This is a genomic window from Bdellovibrionales bacterium (assembly GCA_016714165.1).
GTDB lineage: Bacteria > Bdellovibrionota > Bdellovibrionia > Bdellovibrionales > UBA1609 > JADJVA01.
In genome coordinates, this window is record JADJNU010000001.1 from 1,360,672 (window position 1) to 1,379,320 (window position 18,649).

The following is an 18,649-nucleotide window of genomic DNA, read 5'->3' on the forward strand; positions in this document are numbered from 1 at the left end:
AAAAAAATTGGCAGGAAGGGTTCGAAGGAGAAAAAAGGCTTTATTGGTCCTGTTCTGACTTGTGCACAGCAAAATTGAGAAGGCGATCCTGAAGATCAAGTTCAAAGGAAACCTCGGCAACCTTGCGATTTCCTGCAACCAAAGCGTATGTTTCCTGTGTCTTGCGACCACTCGAAGTGTGGTCCTTTAGTCTGGCTTCTTCGAACTCAGGGGCAATGAGTCCTCGATATTTATCGATAAAGTCTGCTCGATCCACCAGATACTTCGGTTGCTCAGACAAAGATACAAAACGAATGTTTTCCAATTTTCCATTTCTTATCTTCACGGCATACTTGCCTTCAAGCAGTCCAAACTGAAGTTGATCCTCAACCGAAGGCTTGGTTCCCACGCTCGCTGGTGCGCGAGAGCCCGATTCAATGAGCTGATTGGTCATCTGACGCTCCCAGGTCCAATCGCGACTCTTGGAACCATCAGTATCTCCAAGGCTTGCTATAGAACGAGAAGGACTAGAAGACCGCAAGGAACGAGAACTAGAATCCGATCCCGGCCGATCAAGGAGAACTTTATTTGCCATAGTGACCCCTAATACGATGGACACAATCGAAACCGAGGTTAAAATCTTTCTTCGATGTTGTTTCAACTCGAAATTGGAGGATTTCAGCGCAATCCCATTCTTCAACTCTTGGACTCGAGGTCTAATTGGTAGCTCTATGACTTTACCGCCCTGCTCTGACATCTGATATTCCTTCTTTTATCTCACTCGCTTATAATAGCATCTGGATTTCATAATTTGCGAAGGCCATGCCGCGGTTACGATCAATTCAGTGCACTAAAGTGACGAAAGCTTAGACGACTGCTCAACATTTATTGCCTCCCGTGCTTGGTTCAAAATGATACAAACTGTGGCAAAGGGCTTGAATCGACAGCTCTTTCTCATACCATTTCGGATCGGGACGCCATTTTGTGTACTCCACACAGAAAAATTTCATTAAACCTCGGCCAAAGGCCTATCTTTTCTTCTCAGCTGAGAAAAGGAGAGCTAAACTAAGTAATGCGTTTCCTTGATGATTCAAGATCTCGGCTAATTCAGAAAATTTCCATCTTCTTGTTTTTGTATTTCCTTTTGTTTTACCTCTCCTTTTTTTCTTTCCTGGGAAAGTACTCACCAAGTATAAGTCTGGCAGAAACAGAAGAATCCATGTCCATGCTTGAAGAAGAACTGAAAGCTGAACCAGACAACATTAGAATAAGATCTTCGCTGGCGCTTCAATATTCTAGGACTAAGGGTCACGAAATAAAGGTGATTGAACTTCTTAGCCCCTTTACTGATGAGCTTTCATTGAGTTCTCTCCTTCAGCTCGCAGTGGCCTACCAAAATGTCGAAAAATACACGGACGAAATAAGGGTCCTAAAGAAGGCTTTGGAAAGGGGTCCAAAGAGATATGACATACACTACAGAGTAGGCCTGGCCTATCTTAAAACTGAGAAATTCACCGAAGCCACAATCAGCATGAGAGACGCAATTAAAATTCAGAGACGATTTCGGCAAGCTTATGACTCTCTGCTTGATATTTTTCAGCGCACAAAAAACAACTATGAAAGTCGTAATATTCTACGTGACATGGTCAAGATATTTGGAAAGGATCCCCTTATCTACTCCCACCTTTGTCGGCTTGATTCGATCGATGGGTATCTTGAATCCGCAATAAAAGGATGTCGTAAAGCCATGAGTATCGATAGGGATTTTCCAGACAACTATGTCTACTTGGCCCAAAGCCTCATCGATAGCAAGGATGAAACAAGTGCTGGCAAGGTATTGATTCAAGCTGCGCGCCGATTTCAGAAATCGGAATTTGTCCAATGGGCCACAGGCGAGTATTATTTGCGTCAGAAAAACTACACGGGGGCGCAAACATATTTCTCTAAGGCTGTCTCGGCCGATGAAAAGTCATCACGTTCTTTGGCCGGATTAGCTGTCTGCCAATTCGAACAGGAAAATCACGAGGACGCCCTGGCAACCCTCTCAAAGGCCTGTGAAATCGACGAAAATGTGGTCGAAAAGATCAGAGAAGCTGCAGGAAAATTGCGACTGGCAAAGAAAGATGAACTCTCCCGTCGCTACACGAAACAAATTCAAGACTGCAAACGAAAAGTCAAAGATTAACAGCAAAGAAATTCTTACTGAACGCTTGCCTGCTCAATCCACGTGTCAAGACCACGAACGGCATCCTCCAGGTGGTAGCTGAGTATTCTGTCGGGCCATACCCCTCCCGCTTCGAGATTTATCTCATCGTGAGTGAGATACATAGCTTCAGGAACAGAGATACTATAGCCTCTAGGCAACGGAAATAAAAAATACCATATCGCGAGAACAACATCTCCCGCAGTCGGCTCTCCCCATACTCGGGAAAGGGCCCTCAGCTTAAAAGCGTAAGCGAAGATCTCAGAAACCGAACCCGTTTGAAAATTGGTCAAAACTGTTACTGGCCCCCGAAAGCAGCCATATCCCGGATAAGTAAAGAGCCCTACTTCTCCCGCCACGTCCAAGAGTCGGTGCTGATAGGCCTCGTCCATGTTGTCCTCAAATTCCAATTTCAATCCCTTATTTTTTCTCGGCTGGAGAAGGCGTCCAATCCTGGTTCTGTCACAAAAGAAGGGAGAGAGTGCGCGAAGAGCAGAAACAAATCCGCCGCCATGGTTCTCTCGAATATCAATTATCATTGCCTTGTATTGCGCCATCGCCTTCACAATTTTTAACCAGTCTTCCTTTTTAAAATAGGAATTCCGAAAGCTAGATATTTTCAAAAGTCCAACATCTTTTTTTGCAGGGGTTAATACAGGATTAAAATCGACATTGATTTCTGTCGGCTCCAAAAAAACTGAAAATCGCTTCTCACCACGACGAAGAACAAATGTTCCAGAAAATTGATTGAGTTGCCACTCTGAATAGACAGCCTCGCCTGCATATTCTTCAACAATATCTCCAGGAGCAATTCCGGCCCTGAGAGCCGCGCTACCTGGCAGCACCTCGATGACAACATATTTATCTTCAACTTGGCGAACACGGGTCCCATTCTCTCTCCCCTGACCCTCCCATAGAAGCCTATCCTCTGAAGGTGTATAAATTGCCGAATGAGAGATCCCAAGGCGGTAGAGCTGAGCCTGCAATCGGGACAGAACAGTATGGGTATCTTCGAGGTAGCCCATTTTCTGGGCCTCCGACCTACAGCCGTCCGCCCATTTCGCAAGTTCATCGGACTCATTGTAGAATTTCTCTTCAACCAGACTGCAAACATAAGAAATCATTTCGAGATGAAGGCTGTACTTCTCTGAATAGTAAGCGATACCCGCGAAGAGGGGTACCAGAAGAAAACCTGAGATCCATAAAATCCATGGTTGTCTTGTCAACATTCTTCCGATCACTTTTCTCACAAAAATCTCAAAGGCTCAATTGCACATCAGCCCGAATGTACCACCTCACCAAAAAAAAGACCGGACTTATCACTCCGGTCTTCTCGTTTTCAGGCTGATAAAGAGATATGAGAAAGGTCAAAACCCTTTCGTCTAAGCAACTCTTCTCCGTCTCGCAGCAGACGGATCAATATTGTATTGCTTTACTTTACGATACAAGGTGGCTCGGCCAATGCCCAAGGCCTTTGCTGCTTCAGTTAAGTTACCATTGAACTCATGAATGGCATTCTCAATTGCATGAGCTTCCATTTCATTGATTGTTTGTACTTTTCCGTTGTGATCCACGCGCTGACCTGGACCTGGGAAAGGAAGAATTTTCGCACCCACATCAATTGGCTTTGAACCAATCGCCAATGATGGCAGTTCTCCAGCAAGCTGCTGAAGAAAGCTAGCATCTCTCATTCCTTTCTGCCATTCCATATTCGTATAAACCTGAACAGTTAGACCGTTGCTCTGTCCAAAGGACTTCATCTTGTCAGTTGTCTCACGCTCGTCACACACAAGAATACACATTGTACGTACCATGCTCCTATACCTCCCAGTATATTGCCTCAAGGCAAGTCAAAAATCGACTCACAGAGTACCTATCGGCGGCCCACATTGAGAAATAAAGGAAAAAAATGCCTACCAGGGCTCAAAAAGCCATAAGGCCTTGATACACTTAGTGAAATAATTTGAGGCAGCATTTGTCCAGGTATTGGTCAACGAAGCCGCCTCAACTTGAATAATCTCCCCATCCTATTCTAAGAATTCGCGATGGGGATGAACAGGCGTTCTCTTTCAGGTTTTCCTATCGCAGAAACACAAAGTCGGGCATGGCGACACGAGCTTCCCAAGTTTTTGGGTCAATCTCGATCCATTCGGTGGTTGGAATCCTTGGCGGTGGCTCTAACTCTTCGTTTCCCGCTGACTCTACTTGCGAATCTTCTTCATCCACCGCAACAACTTCTGCTGGCTCCTCAGCAGTCTCGCCGCCTACTGCGCTCTTCTTGGTTCGCTTTTCAACAGCCTTATTGAATTGATCTTCTGAGAGTCTTTTTAAGGGCTGGACCTGGAATTCATTGTCAAGACGACCAGTTTTTGCTCCGTTTGAATCCAGTTGAGATTTCACAAACCGAATTTGGATCTCACCGCTATCATCTTTAATTAAAACCATAAGACCAACAGAATTGGTCCAAGAAAATTCCGGTTTCAAAAAAATCTCGCCGTTCTTCTGCACGACTCCGATACTCTTATCCTCTCCAGACAGTGGCTTTATCCCGTGATGAGCATCAACAGACGATTCATAAACAAAGAATTGCCCGTTCTGATCAATTCTAAAGAGAGGAGCTTCGTCCGAAATCTCAGACCCTGACAGGATTTCGTAAGGAGCTTCATACGGATTCACAACCACCCAATATCCCACAAAATCCATATCAAAGGCACCAGGAGCAGCAGTAGCCGAACTCGGGCCATCCACCGTACCTGTGTTTTTTGGATTCATTGCTTGAGTTCTCGCCGCTAAAGCCGCCTTGAATTCGTCCAGTTGGCCTGGCGTGAATCTCTTATAATAAAATTCCTTCTCCACCTTTTTCTGACTGCCCACCGGTGGCTCTCCTGAGTTTGACCACGACGACTCCGGACCAGTCTCAACGGCCTTGATACTATTGATATCTATTTTAGCTAATACGACTGAGATTGGACCAGACTCGTTGCTCTTTAAAACTTCCGGCGTTAAAAGAACCGCGCCGTCCGCCTGTACAACTCCAAATTTCTGGAATTCGTCCGTATCCCCATTGAACTGAAAAAGATCGCCATTTGAATCAATCCTAACGACGGGAGGCACGTCAGAGTCGTCTTCAGCGTCAGAGGCCTGTTCGGGAGAAGTTCCCTCTTTGGGAGCAGGAGCCCAGTACCCAACGAGGTCCTTATCAAAAGTCTTCTGTCCCTTATCCTTATGCACGGACTTGCTACAGCCAATCACTGACACCGCCGCTAGAGCCGCGGCCACTATGGGACCCAACCTCAAAATGCTTTTGCCGGCCATCTCTTCCTCCTAAAATTAAAAATTGGTAAAAAGATCGATACAAAGCAGAAACTAAAAAACCGAATTGGAAGTTTGCAAAAGGGAGGCCAGAGATAGAGCGCTCTGGGTACTGAAGGCACTCGATGCCGATGAAAAAAACACAGGCTTCACAATTAGTTACCTATATGACATCAATCCTATATTTATCATTTATACTAATGCATGAATTAACATGCGAGAGACTACGGGATTTGAGAAATAAGCCCGTATCCGAGAGCCAAGGAATCGCCCCCTAGCTCCTCTCACACCTGGACTGTTTGCAACAAACCAAGAAAAAAGTCTGTTACCTACGACCAGACTTTATCTTGATCTGCATCTTGGAAATCAAATGAACAGCCATTTTTTCCTGAACTTTACACATCTTGAGTTCATCGCGACGATAGGAGCACTGACTGGGCGTCAATGTACCGGTTTCAAGCTCCATCTCGTAATCCAGCTTGTTGGAACGAATTCCTTCCAACTCTTTGGTTTGCTGTTTGAAAAGCTTACTCACCCCACTCACTGGGGCAACATCCAACCACTCTTCTTTTGCTTTGTACCAAGCAAGCATTCGCAGAAAGCGAGCTTTGTTCTTGGCTAGAGTAAATGTGGGATACTGTTCCTCACGCAAGTCTAAAATATTTTCAATCTCGTCTAAAGCATGAAGGTCATCGTCTCTCACGACCTCGGCATCAGGAACCACCTTTAAAGAGAAATTCTTTTTCTCCTCCTGATTCAGATCCACTGAATTAAACATGCTGACCTCCTAAAAAAAATCCACAAGTCCACGAAACCACAGCAGTCAGATCTATCTCAAAAATTCAAATCGTTCAAGGCACTTAGCCCTATCGACTCATTATAATTGAACAAATACTTCCCGACACCTTGATCGACCACCTCACCACAGAAAGAACCGCGTGGGGAGAGTGAGGTAAGACCGCGAAAAACACCTTCACCAAGCGCAATCCAAAATGCGTTCTCTCCCACTATGCAAAGAACGAGCACAATTCCCTGTGCAAAACGACCAATCCGACTACGATCCAGGGCTTCATACACAATCCAGCCCAATTTTCCAACCGATCTTTCCTTTTAACCTTTTAACTGGTTCCGTTTCTTACGTGGGCCTTTCTTCTTTTCATCATCAAGGAGAAATTCCTCATCCAAGGGGTAGTATCGGTCGACGGCCTCCATCACTTCCTTTGAAGTTGCCTGTGGCCACGACCAAATCTCAGTCCGACAACCCCTTGATTTAAGGTACCAAATCAAAGGCAAAAAATCCTTATCGCCTCCCAGGATAATCGCGACGTCCATTTTGTCTGACATTGTCACTGCATCAATAACCAAAAAAGTGTCGGCATTCTTCGCAGGTCGACGAATCTCTCCACCCAAGCTCGCCCAAAAAGACTCGAAATCTGCCGAAATATCTTTGTATTCAGGCTTATAGTACAAAATACGAATAATTTCTCGGTCACCAACGCTATCCAATATCTTCTTGTAGTTGGTGAACCCTTCCATATGCTTAAGGCCACTCAGCTCAATATTTTCGGCATCGACAAAAATCCCCACGCGCTGAAAACAAAGCCTCTTTGTGTTTGGGCCCATCGTCTCGATCGGTTCTGCCAAAGCCATCTCCTTCATATCGGGTGGAAACCATTCCGCTTAGGCGCAATGCATTAGGATATCACCCGCCATTATACACAGCTTTCCATATAGGCTACCCATATTTTGTTATCTTTTTATTTTATTTCTCACCCATTATCCGCTAAACAGCCATCTGCATAATATTTCCGCATAGAGAAGCACAAGCAAAAAGGGTTGGGTAAATGGATACACTTGTTAATGCTGAACAGCAAAAAGGGGTTCTTGTCTTTAAATCACCATTTTCAGGATTTATCATTCCTCTTGAGGAAGTTCCTGATCCAGTGTTTGCCCAAAAAATGGTTGGCGATGGTTTGGCTATCGATCCAACCAGTGAGTTTTTGCTGGCACCCTTTGATGGTGAAGTCATACAAATTCACCCCGCTCATCATGCCCTGACCCTTCGACATGGTCCAACAAGTTTAGAGGCTTTGATCCACATTGGGCTGGATACTGTGCAGCTGAAAGGAGAAGGCTTCAAGGTTCATGTCAAGAAAGGGGATCATGTTAAGGCTGGGGATGTCCTCGTTAATTTTGATGCTGATGTCATATCTAGAAAGGCCCAAAGCCTCATCTCTCCTTTGATTCTTTTGCCAGGCGCCCAATCTTGGGATTTTGAAGTTCAATTTGGACCTGTTGAGGCCGGCGCTCCTGGATTTCTTGTCGTCCGCATAGATGAATCGAAAAATAGTCCGGTACCAGTCTTAAGTTACCAGAGTTCAAAAACAAAAGGCGAATATTTAACCTCCGAGATGGTGAAAATTCCGATCAGCGAGGGCATCCACGCAAGGCCTGCCTCCTTGATTTTACAGACGGCGAAGCGCTTTGAGGGAGAGATTTCTATCCACTGGGAAAACCGGCAAGCCAACTGTCGCTCCCTGGTGCAAATTTTGGAGCTTGCCATACCCGGCAACGCCCTGGTTCAGTTTCATGCCTCAGGTCCTGATGCCAAACAAGCACTGGAAGAATTGGCTCGGGTTACAAGAGAGCTGAAAGAAGTGCATGCGCCGGCTGACAATAAAGCTCCACAAACGGCTTCAACTTCTCGCCTCGAAGAGAACCAACTCGGTGGCGTTATCGCTGCCCCCGGAATAGCTGCTGGACAAGTCGTGGTGGTTCAACATGAAGCTCTCGAACCACACGAACAGGGCAGAGGAATAGAAGTTGAAACTTCAGCCCTTTATCAATCCATGAATAAAGTCCGTCGCGATCTGAAAGAGCTTGAGTTCGAAATGAAACAGAGGGCAGGATCTACACAAGCGGCCATTTTTACAGCGCACCAAGATATCTTGGATGATCCTCAAATTATTGAATCAATTGAAGAACAAATTCATTTAAATCGCTCGGCCGCATGGGCGGTGAATCAAGTTATTCAAGCTGAAGCAACCCGTCTGTCCATGTCCAACAATGAACTCATCGCAGCTCGAGCGAATGATCTTCTCGATGTCAATCGCCGATGGGTCGGCCAATTGATGGGCGAGAGTCTCTCCCTCCCAAAGATTCCGCCCAATTCAATTCTGATTGCCGACGATCTGACTCCTTCCGACACGGCATCTCTCGACCGCAGCTGTGTCTTGGGCTTCTGTACTCGGCGCGGCGGCTCAACTTCGCACGTGGCTATTCTGGCTCGGTCCCTGGATATTCCAGCCCTCGCAGCCATTGACCCTAGGGCCCTTCAGCTGACGAATGGAACCACTGTTTTACTCAATGCCAATGATGGATATTTGCAGCTCAATCCTCCTCAAGAACTCCTCGATCAAGTCAAAACAGAAACCAAAAACAAACTCCATCGGCGAATCGAAGAAGAGGCTCAAGCCAAACTGCCAGCTCTCACTACAGACAATCACAGAATCACTGTTTGGGCCAATTTTGCCAATCATGAAGAGGCCGATCACGCAGCTAATTTAGGTGCTGAGGGTGTTGGCCTTATGCGGTCTGAATTCCTCTTTCTCAACCGCGAAAATGCTCCCACCGAAGAAGAGCAATTTCAGATTTATACTCACATGACAAAGGAGATGGGACCAGAGCGCCCGGTAACGATTCGCACTTTAGACGTAGGAGGTGATAAGCCTCTCACCTATTGTCCCTTGCCCGATGAAGAAAATCCCTTCCTTGGAGAGCGCGGCATTCGTATGTTGCTAAGAGAACAAACTCTCCTGCGAACTCAGGTTCGGGCTGTCTTGAGAGCCTCAAAGTGGGGCCCTTTACGTCTTATGATCCCCATGATCACCAACCTCGAAGAAGTCCGGGAATCAAAGAGAATTATTCAAGAGGAGGCTGACTCCCTTCAAATTCCAATGATTCCGGTTGGAATCATGATTGAGGTGCCCGCAGCTGTCCTCATCGCCGATCACCTGGCCAAAGAAGTTGACTTTTTTTCAATAGGCACGAACGATTTGACTCAATATGTCTTAGCCATGGACAGAAATCACCAGGCACTCGCAAAACAAGTAGACGCCCTGCACCCTGCAGTATTAAAGATGATTCACCTAACCTCCCTTGCAGCTCATCGTGCCGGAATAGAAGTGGGCGTCTGTGGAGGCTTGGCCGGTGATGACTTTGGAATCCCGATTTTGCTTGGCTTGGGCATTGAGGAATTGAGTGTGAGTCTTCCATCCGTACCGGGAGTGAAGGCCCTCATCAGAGGACTCCATCTGGAAAAATGCAAAGACCTTGCTCTGAGAGCCATGGACATGGCTGATCCGACTGCGGTTCGAAATCTTGTGAAAAGTTGGAATTCGAGCTGCTAGTAACAGTTGGCTGATGAGCCTACTGGTTTAAAAAATTTGGTTCATGCAGTAGTTGAGGACAATAGTTCAGCTAATAATAATTATTTTATTTTTAATTTTAAAATTAATTTTAAAATTAAAAGAGAGGGTTAATCATATGATAAAAGAATTAAGGGAGCAGGGTTTTTCCCAACTTCAAAAGTTGGGAAAGGCGCTTATGTTACCAGTGGCAGTACTTCCCGCAGCTGGTTTGTTACTCGGTATTGGTGCGGCTCATTTTGATTGGCTTCCGATGATCGTTTCTCAGATCATGGAACAGGCCGGTGGAGCTATCTTTGGAAATCTCCCACTCATTTTTGCTGTTGGCGTCGCTCTTGGATATACCGAGAATGATGGTGTTTCGGCACTTGCTTCGGTGGTGGGGTTTGCCGTGTTGGTCGCAACGATGGGTGTGACTGCCAAAGCGATCGGGGTTGAAACTAAAATGATCATGGGAGTGCCTTCTATCGATACGGGCGTTTTTGGCGGCATCCTCATTGGATTAATTGCAGGCCTGCTCTTTAATCGATATTACCGCATTCAGCTGCCCTCCTATTTGGGATTTTTTTCGGGAAAAAGATTTGTTCCGATTGCAACATCTTTTGCTGCAGTGGCGGTCGGAGTTCTTCTTGCCTTCATCTGGCCACCGATTGGTTTAGGCATTAAGGCAGCATCGGATTTTGCGGCTAGCGGAAGTCCTGAATTTGCATTTTCGCTCTACGGCTTTGTTGAACGTGCTCTCATTCCGTTTGGTCTCCACCATATCTGGAATGTTCCCTTCTTTTTTGAGGTCGGAGAGTACATAAATCCGCAAACTGGAGCCGTGGTTAAGGGCGAAATTCACCGCTATTTAGCTGGTGATCCAACCGCTGGTAATATGGCGGGTGGCTACCTTTTTAAAATGTTTGGACTTCCTGCTGCGGCCATTGCAATTTGGAGAACAGCTCGTCCAGAAAATCGCGTCAAAGTCGGCAGCATTATGCTGAGTGCAGCACTCACTTCATTTCTGACTGGAATCACCGAACCTATTGAATTTACTTTTTTGTTTCTGGCTCCAATTCTCTATTTTATTCACGCGGTCCTTTGCTCCGGTGCCTACTTACTCATGATTCTACTGGGTATTAAGCACGGAATGACCTTCTCTCATGGATTCATTGATTACGTCGTTCTTTTTTCAAAATCTACGAATGGCTTATGGATTTGGGTCGTCGGAGCGGCTTGGGCTCTTCTCTACTACTCGATCTTTCACTATGCGATTGTTAAGTTTAATCTGCTCACCCCCGGACGAGAGATTGAAGAAGAAGACGCAGACCTGGCTAGTCAGGCAAGCAGCACAGAGGATAAAATGGCAGAGTCCTTAGTCTTCGCTTTTGGTGGAGCTAAAAATATTTCGTCTTTGGACGCTTGTATCACTCGACTGCGCGTAGGTGTCTCCGAAATCAGCAAAGTTAATCAGGCAGCTTTGAAAAAATTAGGAGCCACAGGAGTCGTGGTCGTTGGCAAAGGAGTTCAGGCCATTTTCGGAACACGTTCCGAAAATCTAAAAACTGACATGGAACAGTGGCTCAAAGCGAAGAAACCAAGCAACGGCTCAGGCTCATTGAACGAGGGCCAAAAATTTGAAGCCTGGATTGGTGCCCTTGGTGGCAAGGAAAATATATCTTCGATTGAATGTGTGGCTGGAAATAGGTTGCGCCTTTCACTCAAGGATAAATCATTTCTCAACGAAGAAGCTTTGGATAAAAGCGGATTGCGTGGCGTTATGAATTTGCAGGATGATCTGCTTCACTTGGTGGTGGGACAAGATGCTCCCCAAGTTGCAGACAAAATGAAGGCCCTAGTTTTCAACTGAAGAGATTAATTTTAAGTTTTTTTTCAGAAGCTCGCATGATGATCTCATGTGAGCTTGTTTTACTTTTCCTTGTATCGACTGAGTTCGGGAATGAGACGTCTTTCGTTTAGCACCAAAGATAAAGCGATATCCTCAGAGCTAACAATATTGAGATGAACGGCAAAATTCCAATAGCTCTGCATAGAAAGTTCAAGATCCGCTTCCCTTAAAGAATGAAACTTAACGAATTCTGCCAGAACCTGATCAGTTGTGTGCCCCTGATTGAAATAATAATTGACCAAGGTGTTAGCCACGAATGCGTGCCTGTCCCTTTCCTGCAATTCAAGATCGTCTGGAACTCCGCCTTTATTTTGAATATCCTCCAATTCACTTTGAACAGCGACTATCCATTTGGACCCAAATAACAAGAGTTCCCTAAAATTCAAAAGGTCAGGTCGACCGATCTCAGATGGGGCCTTTTCAGTTAACAAGACAAAGGCTCTTTCTTGAGATTCTCTAAAGCGCCTGACCAGAAAGCCATTAACTGCAAACCCGTAATCGCGCTCATTTTTTTTAATACCCAGCCCCATCGCAAACAGCGCAAGATCGGCTACAAGCTGATTGCGACTCAACTCACGGCTAAAGCCCCTTTTCTCAATCTGATTGATCAAAATTTCTACGAGTGATATATAGACTTCTGGATAAGATTGCCTTTTTTGTCCGATTTTTTCGTCGGAGAGACCCGCCAAACGCTCATTTCGCTTTCCCGTTACCTGCCACAAAGTATATTTCAAAATGAAATAATCCGTGACTTCATTTAACCACCTGACCGAATCCACAGCATTGGGATGCTCACGCAAGGCATTTATAATTTCAATTGCAGCTCTATCTGCGGATCCAACAAGGTCATCTGCCTGACTTGAGTCTTCCATTATTTCATCTACCAGGTCCTCCTGGTCCTCGCTTCCGATATGGGTGTATCTCCTCAAAGTCTTGACCTGAGGATCAAGATTCAGGACGAGCCCTTCCAAGCGATGCAATATTGGTGCGGGCAAGACGTTCTGCTTCTCCCCTGGGGTTGGCCGAGAAACAAGACTGACACATGAGCTTGGAAGCTTATCGTCGGGGGTTCTATCACCACCGCTCGCGAATGAAAATGGGATAGAAAAAGTAACAGAAACAGAAATTGAACCGGCAACAAACAAGCAGCCAAGTTTTGAAAACCGACCCCCAAGCACGTTTATAGATTTGAAAAAATCAAGTCTTGGCATGTTTGGCCGTTACGATTGTTTTGATGTTTCCTCGAACATTAAAGTCGCCCTTGACTTCAATTTCGAAGGGATCCAGAAGAACGATGAGATCGTCTAAAATTAGGTTCGTCACATCTTCATGGAAAACCTTCTTATTACGAAAGCTATTGATATAGAGCTTGAGAGACTTGAGTTCGACGCAAAATTTATCAGGTACGTAGCGAATATGGATAACAGCAAAATCCGGAAATCCGCTACGAGGACAAAGACAAGTAAATTCGGGGCAAGTAAAATCGATTTCATAGCGCCTCACTGGAGTCCTATTTTCAAATCTCTCCAAACACGCTTCTTCAATGGCCAATTCTCCGTACAACTTCGCGTCTTTCCCGTTCATCTTTTATGTCCTCTCAATGAATGGCGGCATCCTCGCCAAAGGATATCTTTTTCAAACTCACACCCAATTTCCAGACATGTGAGAAATATTTTGCCTAAATGGGTATTTAGGTTGCATTTTAATCAGCTCTTTTCTAATTTAATTGATGCATGAGGTCAAGCGTGGTCCGTACAAATCTCTTGAATATCTTGGTTCTGTTGTTTCCACTTTTCTTAGGGGGTCTCTCTTGTGCCATTCTAAATGACAGGAACGGACTTGATCGAGAGGCCTGTGCAAATTCGGACTGGTGGGAATTGGGCCGTCAGGATGGAACCCAGGGAGAACCGGTAGGCAAATATGATAAGCGGCTTTCCGAATGCCAGATGGAACCTGATAAGAGTCGTGAAAATCTGTATCTGAATGGTCGAAATGCGGGTTTAGCAGAATATTGCCAACCAAACAACGGCTTTGAAATCGGGCGCACAGGCCAATTCTATTTTTACGTTTGCCCTGTCGATACAGAAGTCGATTTCGTTTCCCACTATCGCATTGGACGAAGAGTCTACCAACTCGAGATCGCAAATAAAAACCTCAACAAAAATATTGAATCCCTCTTGGCGCGCATCAGAGAGATGCGACCGAGTGCTGTTCAACAGAGAGCTCAACTACGCGAACAAATAAGGTCCATGAAAAATTCGAGAGCGCAAAATGAAAAATCACTTGAGGAGCTTCGGTCGTCCATTGGGGGGTAAGTCCTCGATTCTGCTTTGACTTTGCCAATGCCCTGCCCCTGTCTTCAAGTTTCATTCTATTTTTCTCGTGTCTTTAACTCTTTGAGTAAGGCCTCTGGATTATCAAAGCTTCGTAAGGCATAGTTTGCGGCCAGTATTTGCTGTTCTCTTTCGCTAAGAAATGCTGGCCCGCCTTGGGCCTTTTTTTGGGCATAGTGAACATAAGAAAAAGTTAAAGAAGCAGCCACTGAGATATTAAAGCTTTGGGAAAAGCCCAGCATTGGAAGTACAAATCGGCCGTCCACAAGATCAAGCATCTGTTTGCTCACCCCCTCTTTCTCGTTGCCAAAAACAACCGCTGAGGGTTGGGTGAAGTCTATCTCTTCTATCGATACGCTCGCCTCCAGGTGAGTGGCATAGATTTTATACCCCCGCCCCTTCAGCCTCTGAACGCAAGACTCGACATCTGAAAATGGCTCCACTTGCAACCATTTGTCAGAACCTTTTGTCACTCGATTGGCTGCCTTAAATTTTGCATTGGCTACATCGATGATCTGAAAGCGATAGAATCCAAAAGCCTCGGCAGATCTCATGACAGCGCTGATATTTCCGCGGTCATAGATGTTCTCGAGCACTGGAACCAAGGCCTGGGAACGTCTTCGACAGACTTCCAATATTCTCTGTTGGCGTTCGACAGTGAGTCGGGAACCTAAGATCTGCCAGAGTTCAGCAGCCGTGTAAGGCGCCCCCCCAATCAGAAAAGGCTCTGATTCAAAGAAAGTCCTTCTTACCGAACGAGTGACCACGTCTTCAAGTTCTTCCTCTTCTGCTAAGCTCAATTTTGAGTCCTTCACCTCGAGACTTCCGCTCTATTCTGTTTTCTTGTGTTCTGTTCTGTTCACCCATATTAATTATTGCCGGAAGACCTTATGGCCCGTAGCCTTTGGTCACGGCTCGCATTAATACTGAAAAATGAGGGAGAAACCATTGAAAAATGTGATCAGCGTCATTATTCCGACATACAATCGGCTTCACACTCTCCCCAGAGCCATTGATTCTATTAGAAATCAGTCCTACCCTCATTGGGAACTTATTATTGTAGATGACGGATCCACTGACGGAACTGAGGATTGGATTCATCACCACCAGAAAGATCTCATTTCGAACGGAAAAGCTCGATACATACGAATTAACCGAGGCGGAGTGAGCCGGGCCCGTAATACCGGAATTGAACGATCTTGGGGAGAATGGCTGGCCTTTCTGGATTCTGATGATGAATGGCTACCCGAAAAGCTTTCAATGCAAATCAAGGTCGCGCAGTCAGGCTCTCAAGATTTGATTCTTCACGGTGAGGAGATTTGGGTCCGCCATGGCCGCCGGGTCAATCCTTGCAGACAACACAAAAAATTCGGCGGTCGAATATTTAGCAAGTGTGTGCCATTGTGTCTGATCTCCCCCTCCACAGTGATGATTCATCGGAGCATTTTCAATGAGGTGGGACTTTTTCGTGAAGATTTTCCCGTCTGTGAGGACTACGAGTTATGGCTCAGAATAACTTCGCAGTTCAATGTGAATTTTCTGGAAGAGCCTCTGATTATTAAATACGGAGGACACGATGATCAACTCTCAGGAAAGTTCAAAGCCATGGATTACTGGCGAACGAAAGCCCTCTTTCCATATCTAAGAAGCGCATATATCACTGAACCTGAAAAAAGGCAGGTCGCCCAATGCCTTGTTTCCAAAGCTTCCATTTTGCTGAGGGGTTACGAAAAGCACAAGAATTGGAAAAATTACGAAGAAATGCAACATTTTCGCGTCGTGGCCCAGGAATTTCTCGACAGTCCTTTTCTTGATACCGAGTCGGTGCTAGATTAGCGATCAATGGAATTCAAACCACCGCCTTCCCTGAAACGTGTTCCGAGCAACGTCCTTGATCGTGGTTTCAAGCTAGCAAAACTCACTGCCAAATTGAGCGTACGAGCTGTCGGACATTCCTTGGGAAAATGGACTCCGAATTGGATTCATGAAAAAGGTGATCCAGAATCTTTAAGAAGATACCTTGGCGCGCAGGCCTCTCTATTAACTAAGGAACTGGGCCAATTGAAAGGCTCCGTTATGAAGGCAGGCCAACTTCTCTCGACCTACGGTGAACATTTTTTACCACCCGAAGTAAACGAATTTCTAAAAACTTTGCAGTCTGAATCCACTCCGCTGGAATGGAGTGAAATTGAAAAAGTTTTAGAGCGAGAATTGGGACGGGAAAAACTCGATCTTTTGGAAATCGATCCAACGGCCTGGGCCGCCGCTTCGCTTGGCCAGGTTCATCGCGCAAAAATTCGGACAACTGGAGAAGAAGTAGCTCTCAAGATCCAGTATCCCGGGGTTGATCGGGCTATCGAAACAGACCTCTCTTTTTTACGAGTTATCTTCCAGATCACCGATATCTTTCCTACGGGCTTTCAAAGCCAGCCCATCATGAATGAAATTCGGCAAATGCTCACAAGAGAGCTTGATTACAATTTGGAATTCGCGGCGACAAAGTGGTTTCATCAAAAGTTGGAATCCGAGCCCTATATTCAGGTGCCGAAGGTGTACGAGAATTTCTCTACTGGATCGGTGCTCACAACAGAATTTATTGCTTCCCTTCCGGTCGACGACATCCAAGTTAGGTCTTGGCCGCAAAGTGTTCGAAACAAAATTGCCGAGCTGTTCTTAAAAGTTTACATGTGTGAATTGTTTGAGTGGGGTCGTATTCAGACTGATCCACATTTTGGAAATTATCGTTTGAGATTGTCTGAAAATGGACATCCCATATTGGTCCTTCTGGATTTTGGCGCTGTCCGAGAAATCTCTCCGGCTTTTCAAAGCTCTTATCATCTCATGGTAAGTGGAGCCATACATCGAAACGCAGACGATGTTCTTGCGGGAGGAAGTGCTCTCGGATTTATTCAACCCAAGGATCCACCCCAGCTTCGTCAACTTTTTGTTGATCTGTGTTTTCTCATTACGGAACCATTTATTGATCCATCCTGGAACAGCAATTCGCAAAGTTTCATGAACCTGAGCGGAGAATACAATTGGGGAATCAGTGATTTACCCCAGAGGGTTGCTCGACTCGGAGCCCAAATGGTGACCCAATTTCAATTTAGAACACCTCCCCAGGAAGTGATCTTCATTGATCGCAAACTGGGCGGTACTTTTACCTTTCTAAGCAATCTCAATGCTGTTCTCAATGCCCGACCGCTTGTGTCCCGTTACCTCTGAGTCATCTGTGAATCGTCCACCTTGGAAACCTCAAAGAAGCAGAGGAAAGTTCGAAAGCGCCCTGGGTCTTGACCCGAAGAATTTCATTCAGGCACTATGAAACAGTGGAGTTTGTAAGCATTTCGGAACTCGTCATTCAAAGTGCGCCAAATTCCGGATTGCTGAACTTTCCTGATCTATATTTTTAGGTCTCCCACCGACAGGTGGTAAACAAAAAAAAAGGGGTTGTCGTGAAAACATTAATAGTCGCAATGATCGCGCTGGGATTGTCCAGCCTAGCAAATGCCGATTCGAAGGAATTTGATCTAGGTGGCATTTCAGAAGTTGAAGTCAATAACTGTAGCGGCGATATTAGCATCACTGCCGTTAATTCAGGGAAAGCCGCTGTGACTGCGACCAAAAAGCAGTTTGGTGAGCACTGTCAACTGACAATCGATAAAAAGGGCAGAACCCTCTTTGTAGGAGTCGAAAAAACAGGCGTGTTTAAGGATGATTGCGAAGTTGATTTCGACATCACCGCACCAAAAACTGCAATGCTGGACCTGGATTCAGGCAGCGGTGATATCAAAGTCAAAGGAACCTCGGGCGATCTCAATTTCAATATTGGAAGCGGTGATATTGATGTAGACGCAGAAGTAAAAAAACTTGAAGGAAAAACTGGCAGCGGCGATGTATCTATTAAAGGTCTGACCGCTGGTGGAAACCTCAAGACAGGCAGTGGAGAAATAAATCTTGTCTATGATGTAGCTCCTTCTCTAGGTGAATTGGACATCAAAACTGGAAGTGGTGGAGCTGAAATTGTTTTTCCAAAAAACGCAAAGATCCGAGCTTCATTCATGGCTGGTAGCGGAGAGTTGATTAACGAACTTGGTGACACTCCTGACAGTAAATTCAAAATTTCTATGAAGGCTGGCTCAGGCAATTTGCACATTAAAAAGCAATGATTATTGTCTGGCGCTGTCTGCTTCGCAGAAGTGACTCCCCCATAGGCTGAGAAATATGTCGCGCCGAGATTTTTTTGCTCAATGCGGACATAAAGCCCCTGAATTTTCAGCCAGGGTCCGATCGCTGGGCAAACTCCTTTTGCTTCTTCCAATCCTCCATGAAACTGGTCTCGTTCACTTCTAGAGAACGAGCCAACTCTAGCCCCTACAAAAGCGGAATGCACTCCACCCAAATCTGCTGCGAAATCATGGCATAGCCTTTGCTCGGTAAATGAGCATAAAAGGGCAGGAGAGCATTGTGGAGAACGCCTTGAAGCTGGTACAACTAAATCGGT

The 18,649-nt window shown here is 45.6% G+C and carries 17 protein-coding genes; 7 read left to right on the forward strand and 10 right to left on the reverse strand.

Annotated features, from left to right (window positions below; translation table 11 throughout):
- Positions 1-40 precede the first annotated feature (40 nt).
- Positions 41-574 (reverse strand): FMN-binding protein, encoded by a 534-nt coding sequence (locus IPJ71_06090; GenBank protein MBK7843255.1) that lies wholly within the window; start codon positions 572-574, stop codon positions 41-43.
- A 624-nt stretch (positions 575-1,198) separates the two neighbouring features.
- Between IPJ71_06090 and IPJ71_06095 the strand changes: the two genes are divergently transcribed.
- On the forward strand, positions 1,199-2,164 hold the full coding sequence (locus IPJ71_06095) for a tetratricopeptide repeat protein (GenBank protein ID MBK7843256.1): 966 nt from the start codon (positions 1,199-1,201) through the stop codon (positions 2,162-2,164).
- Between the two features lie 14 nt (positions 2,165-2,178).
- Here IPJ71_06095 and IPJ71_06100 read toward each other — a convergent pair whose 3' ends face one another.
- From IPJ71_06100 to IPJ71_06125, 6 genes are all read right to left on the reverse strand, one after another.
- Positions 2,179-3,432: a hypothetical protein gene (locus IPJ71_06100; protein MBK7843257.1), complete on the reverse strand. Its 1,254-nt coding sequence runs from the start codon at positions 3,430-3,432 to the stop codon at positions 2,179-2,181.
- Between the two features lie 132 nt (positions 3,433-3,564).
- Positions 3,565-3,996, reverse strand: a complete 432-nt coding sequence (locus tag IPJ71_06105; protein MBK7843258.1) for a hypothetical protein — start codon at positions 3,994-3,996, stop codon at positions 3,565-3,567.
- Between the two features lie 265 nt (positions 3,997-4,261).
- Positions 4,262-5,497: a hypothetical protein gene (locus IPJ71_06110; protein MBK7843259.1), complete on the reverse strand. Its 1,236-nt coding sequence runs from the start codon at positions 5,495-5,497 to the stop codon at positions 4,262-4,264.
- Between the two features lie 322 nt (positions 5,498-5,819).
- Positions 5,820-6,272: a hypothetical protein gene (locus IPJ71_06115; protein MBK7843260.1), complete on the reverse strand. Its 453-nt coding sequence runs from the start codon at positions 6,270-6,272 to the stop codon at positions 5,820-5,822.
- A gap of 56 nt (positions 6,273-6,328) precedes the next feature.
- The gene (locus tag IPJ71_06120) at positions 6,329-6,583 is read right to left on the reverse strand and encodes a hypothetical protein (GenBank protein ID MBK7843261.1); all 255 of its coding nucleotides are present in this window, start codon (positions 6,581-6,583) and stop codon (positions 6,329-6,331) included.
- A 21-nt stretch (positions 6,584-6,604) separates the two neighbouring features.
- Positions 6,605-7,138, reverse strand: a complete 534-nt coding sequence (locus IPJ71_06125; GenBank protein ID MBK7843262.1) for an NYN domain-containing protein — start codon at positions 7,136-7,138, stop codon at positions 6,605-6,607.
- A gap of 200 nt (positions 7,139-7,338) precedes the next feature.
- Between IPJ71_06125 and ptsP the strand changes: the two genes are divergently transcribed.
- Together ptsP and ptsG are read left to right on the forward strand one after the other, a co-directional pair.
- Positions 7,339-9,903, forward strand: a complete 2,565-nt coding sequence (gene ptsP, locus IPJ71_06130) for a phosphoenolpyruvate--protein phosphotransferase (protein MBK7843263.1) — start codon at positions 7,339-7,341, stop codon at positions 9,901-9,903.
- 136 nt (positions 9,904-10,039) lie between these two features.
- The gene (gene ptsG / locus IPJ71_06135) at positions 10,040-11,773 is read left to right on the forward strand and encodes a PTS glucose transporter subunit IIBC (protein MBK7843264.1); all 1,734 of its coding nucleotides are present in this window, start codon (positions 10,040-10,042) and stop codon (positions 11,771-11,773) included.
- Positions 11,774-11,832: 59 nt separating this feature from the next.
- Here ptsG and IPJ71_06140 read toward each other — a convergent pair whose 3' ends face one another.
- Both IPJ71_06140 and queF read right to left on the reverse strand, forming a co-directional pair.
- Positions 11,833-13,023 (reverse strand): hypothetical protein, encoded by a 1,191-nt coding sequence (locus tag IPJ71_06140; GenBank protein ID MBK7843265.1) that lies wholly within the window; start codon positions 13,021-13,023, stop codon positions 11,833-11,835.
- Positions 13,010-13,396 carry an NADPH-dependent 7-cyano-7-deazaguanine reductase QueF gene (gene queF, locus IPJ71_06145; GenBank protein MBK7843266.1) on the reverse strand — a complete coding sequence of 129 codons (387 nt, stop codon included), beginning with the start codon at positions 13,394-13,396 and terminating at the stop codon, positions 13,010-13,012. Before queF ends, IPJ71_06140 begins: the two co-directional genes overlap by 14 nt.
- A 161-nt stretch (positions 13,397-13,557) precedes the next feature.
- Here queF and IPJ71_06150 point away from each other — a divergent pair, with 161 nt between their 5' ends.
- Positions 13,558-14,127, forward strand: a complete 570-nt coding sequence (locus IPJ71_06150) for a DUF2799 domain-containing protein (protein MBK7843267.1) — start codon at positions 13,558-13,560, stop codon at positions 14,125-14,127.
- A gap of 56 nt (positions 14,128-14,183) precedes the next feature.
- Here IPJ71_06150 and IPJ71_06155 read toward each other — a convergent pair whose 3' ends face one another.
- Positions 14,184-14,945 (reverse strand): RNA methyltransferase, encoded by a 762-nt coding sequence (locus IPJ71_06155; GenBank protein ID MBK7843268.1) that lies wholly within the window; start codon positions 14,943-14,945, stop codon positions 14,184-14,186.
- Between the two features lie 148 nt (positions 14,946-15,093).
- On the opposite strand from IPJ71_06155, the gene IPJ71_06160 reads away from it, so the two are divergent.
- The 3 genes from IPJ71_06160 to IPJ71_06170 all read left to right on the forward strand — a co-directional run bounded on the left by IPJ71_06160 (position 15,094) and on the right by IPJ71_06170 (position 18,314).
- Positions 15,094-15,981, forward strand: coding sequence for a glycosyltransferase (locus IPJ71_06160; GenBank protein MBK7843269.1), 888 nt, complete (start codon positions 15,094-15,096; stop codon positions 15,979-15,981).
- A gap of 6 nt (positions 15,982-15,987) precedes the next feature.
- Complete coding sequence (locus IPJ71_06165; GenBank protein MBK7843270.1) at positions 15,988-17,370, forward strand: AarF/ABC1/UbiB kinase family protein; 1,383 nt, start codon at positions 15,988-15,990, stop codon at positions 17,368-17,370.
- 230 nt (positions 17,371-17,600) lie between these two features.
- The gene (locus IPJ71_06170) at positions 17,601-18,314 is read left to right on the forward strand and encodes a DUF4097 family beta strand repeat protein (GenBank protein ID MBK7843271.1); all 714 of its coding nucleotides are present in this window, start codon (positions 17,601-17,603) and stop codon (positions 18,312-18,314) included.
- Positions 18,315-18,649: the final 335 nt, after the last annotated feature.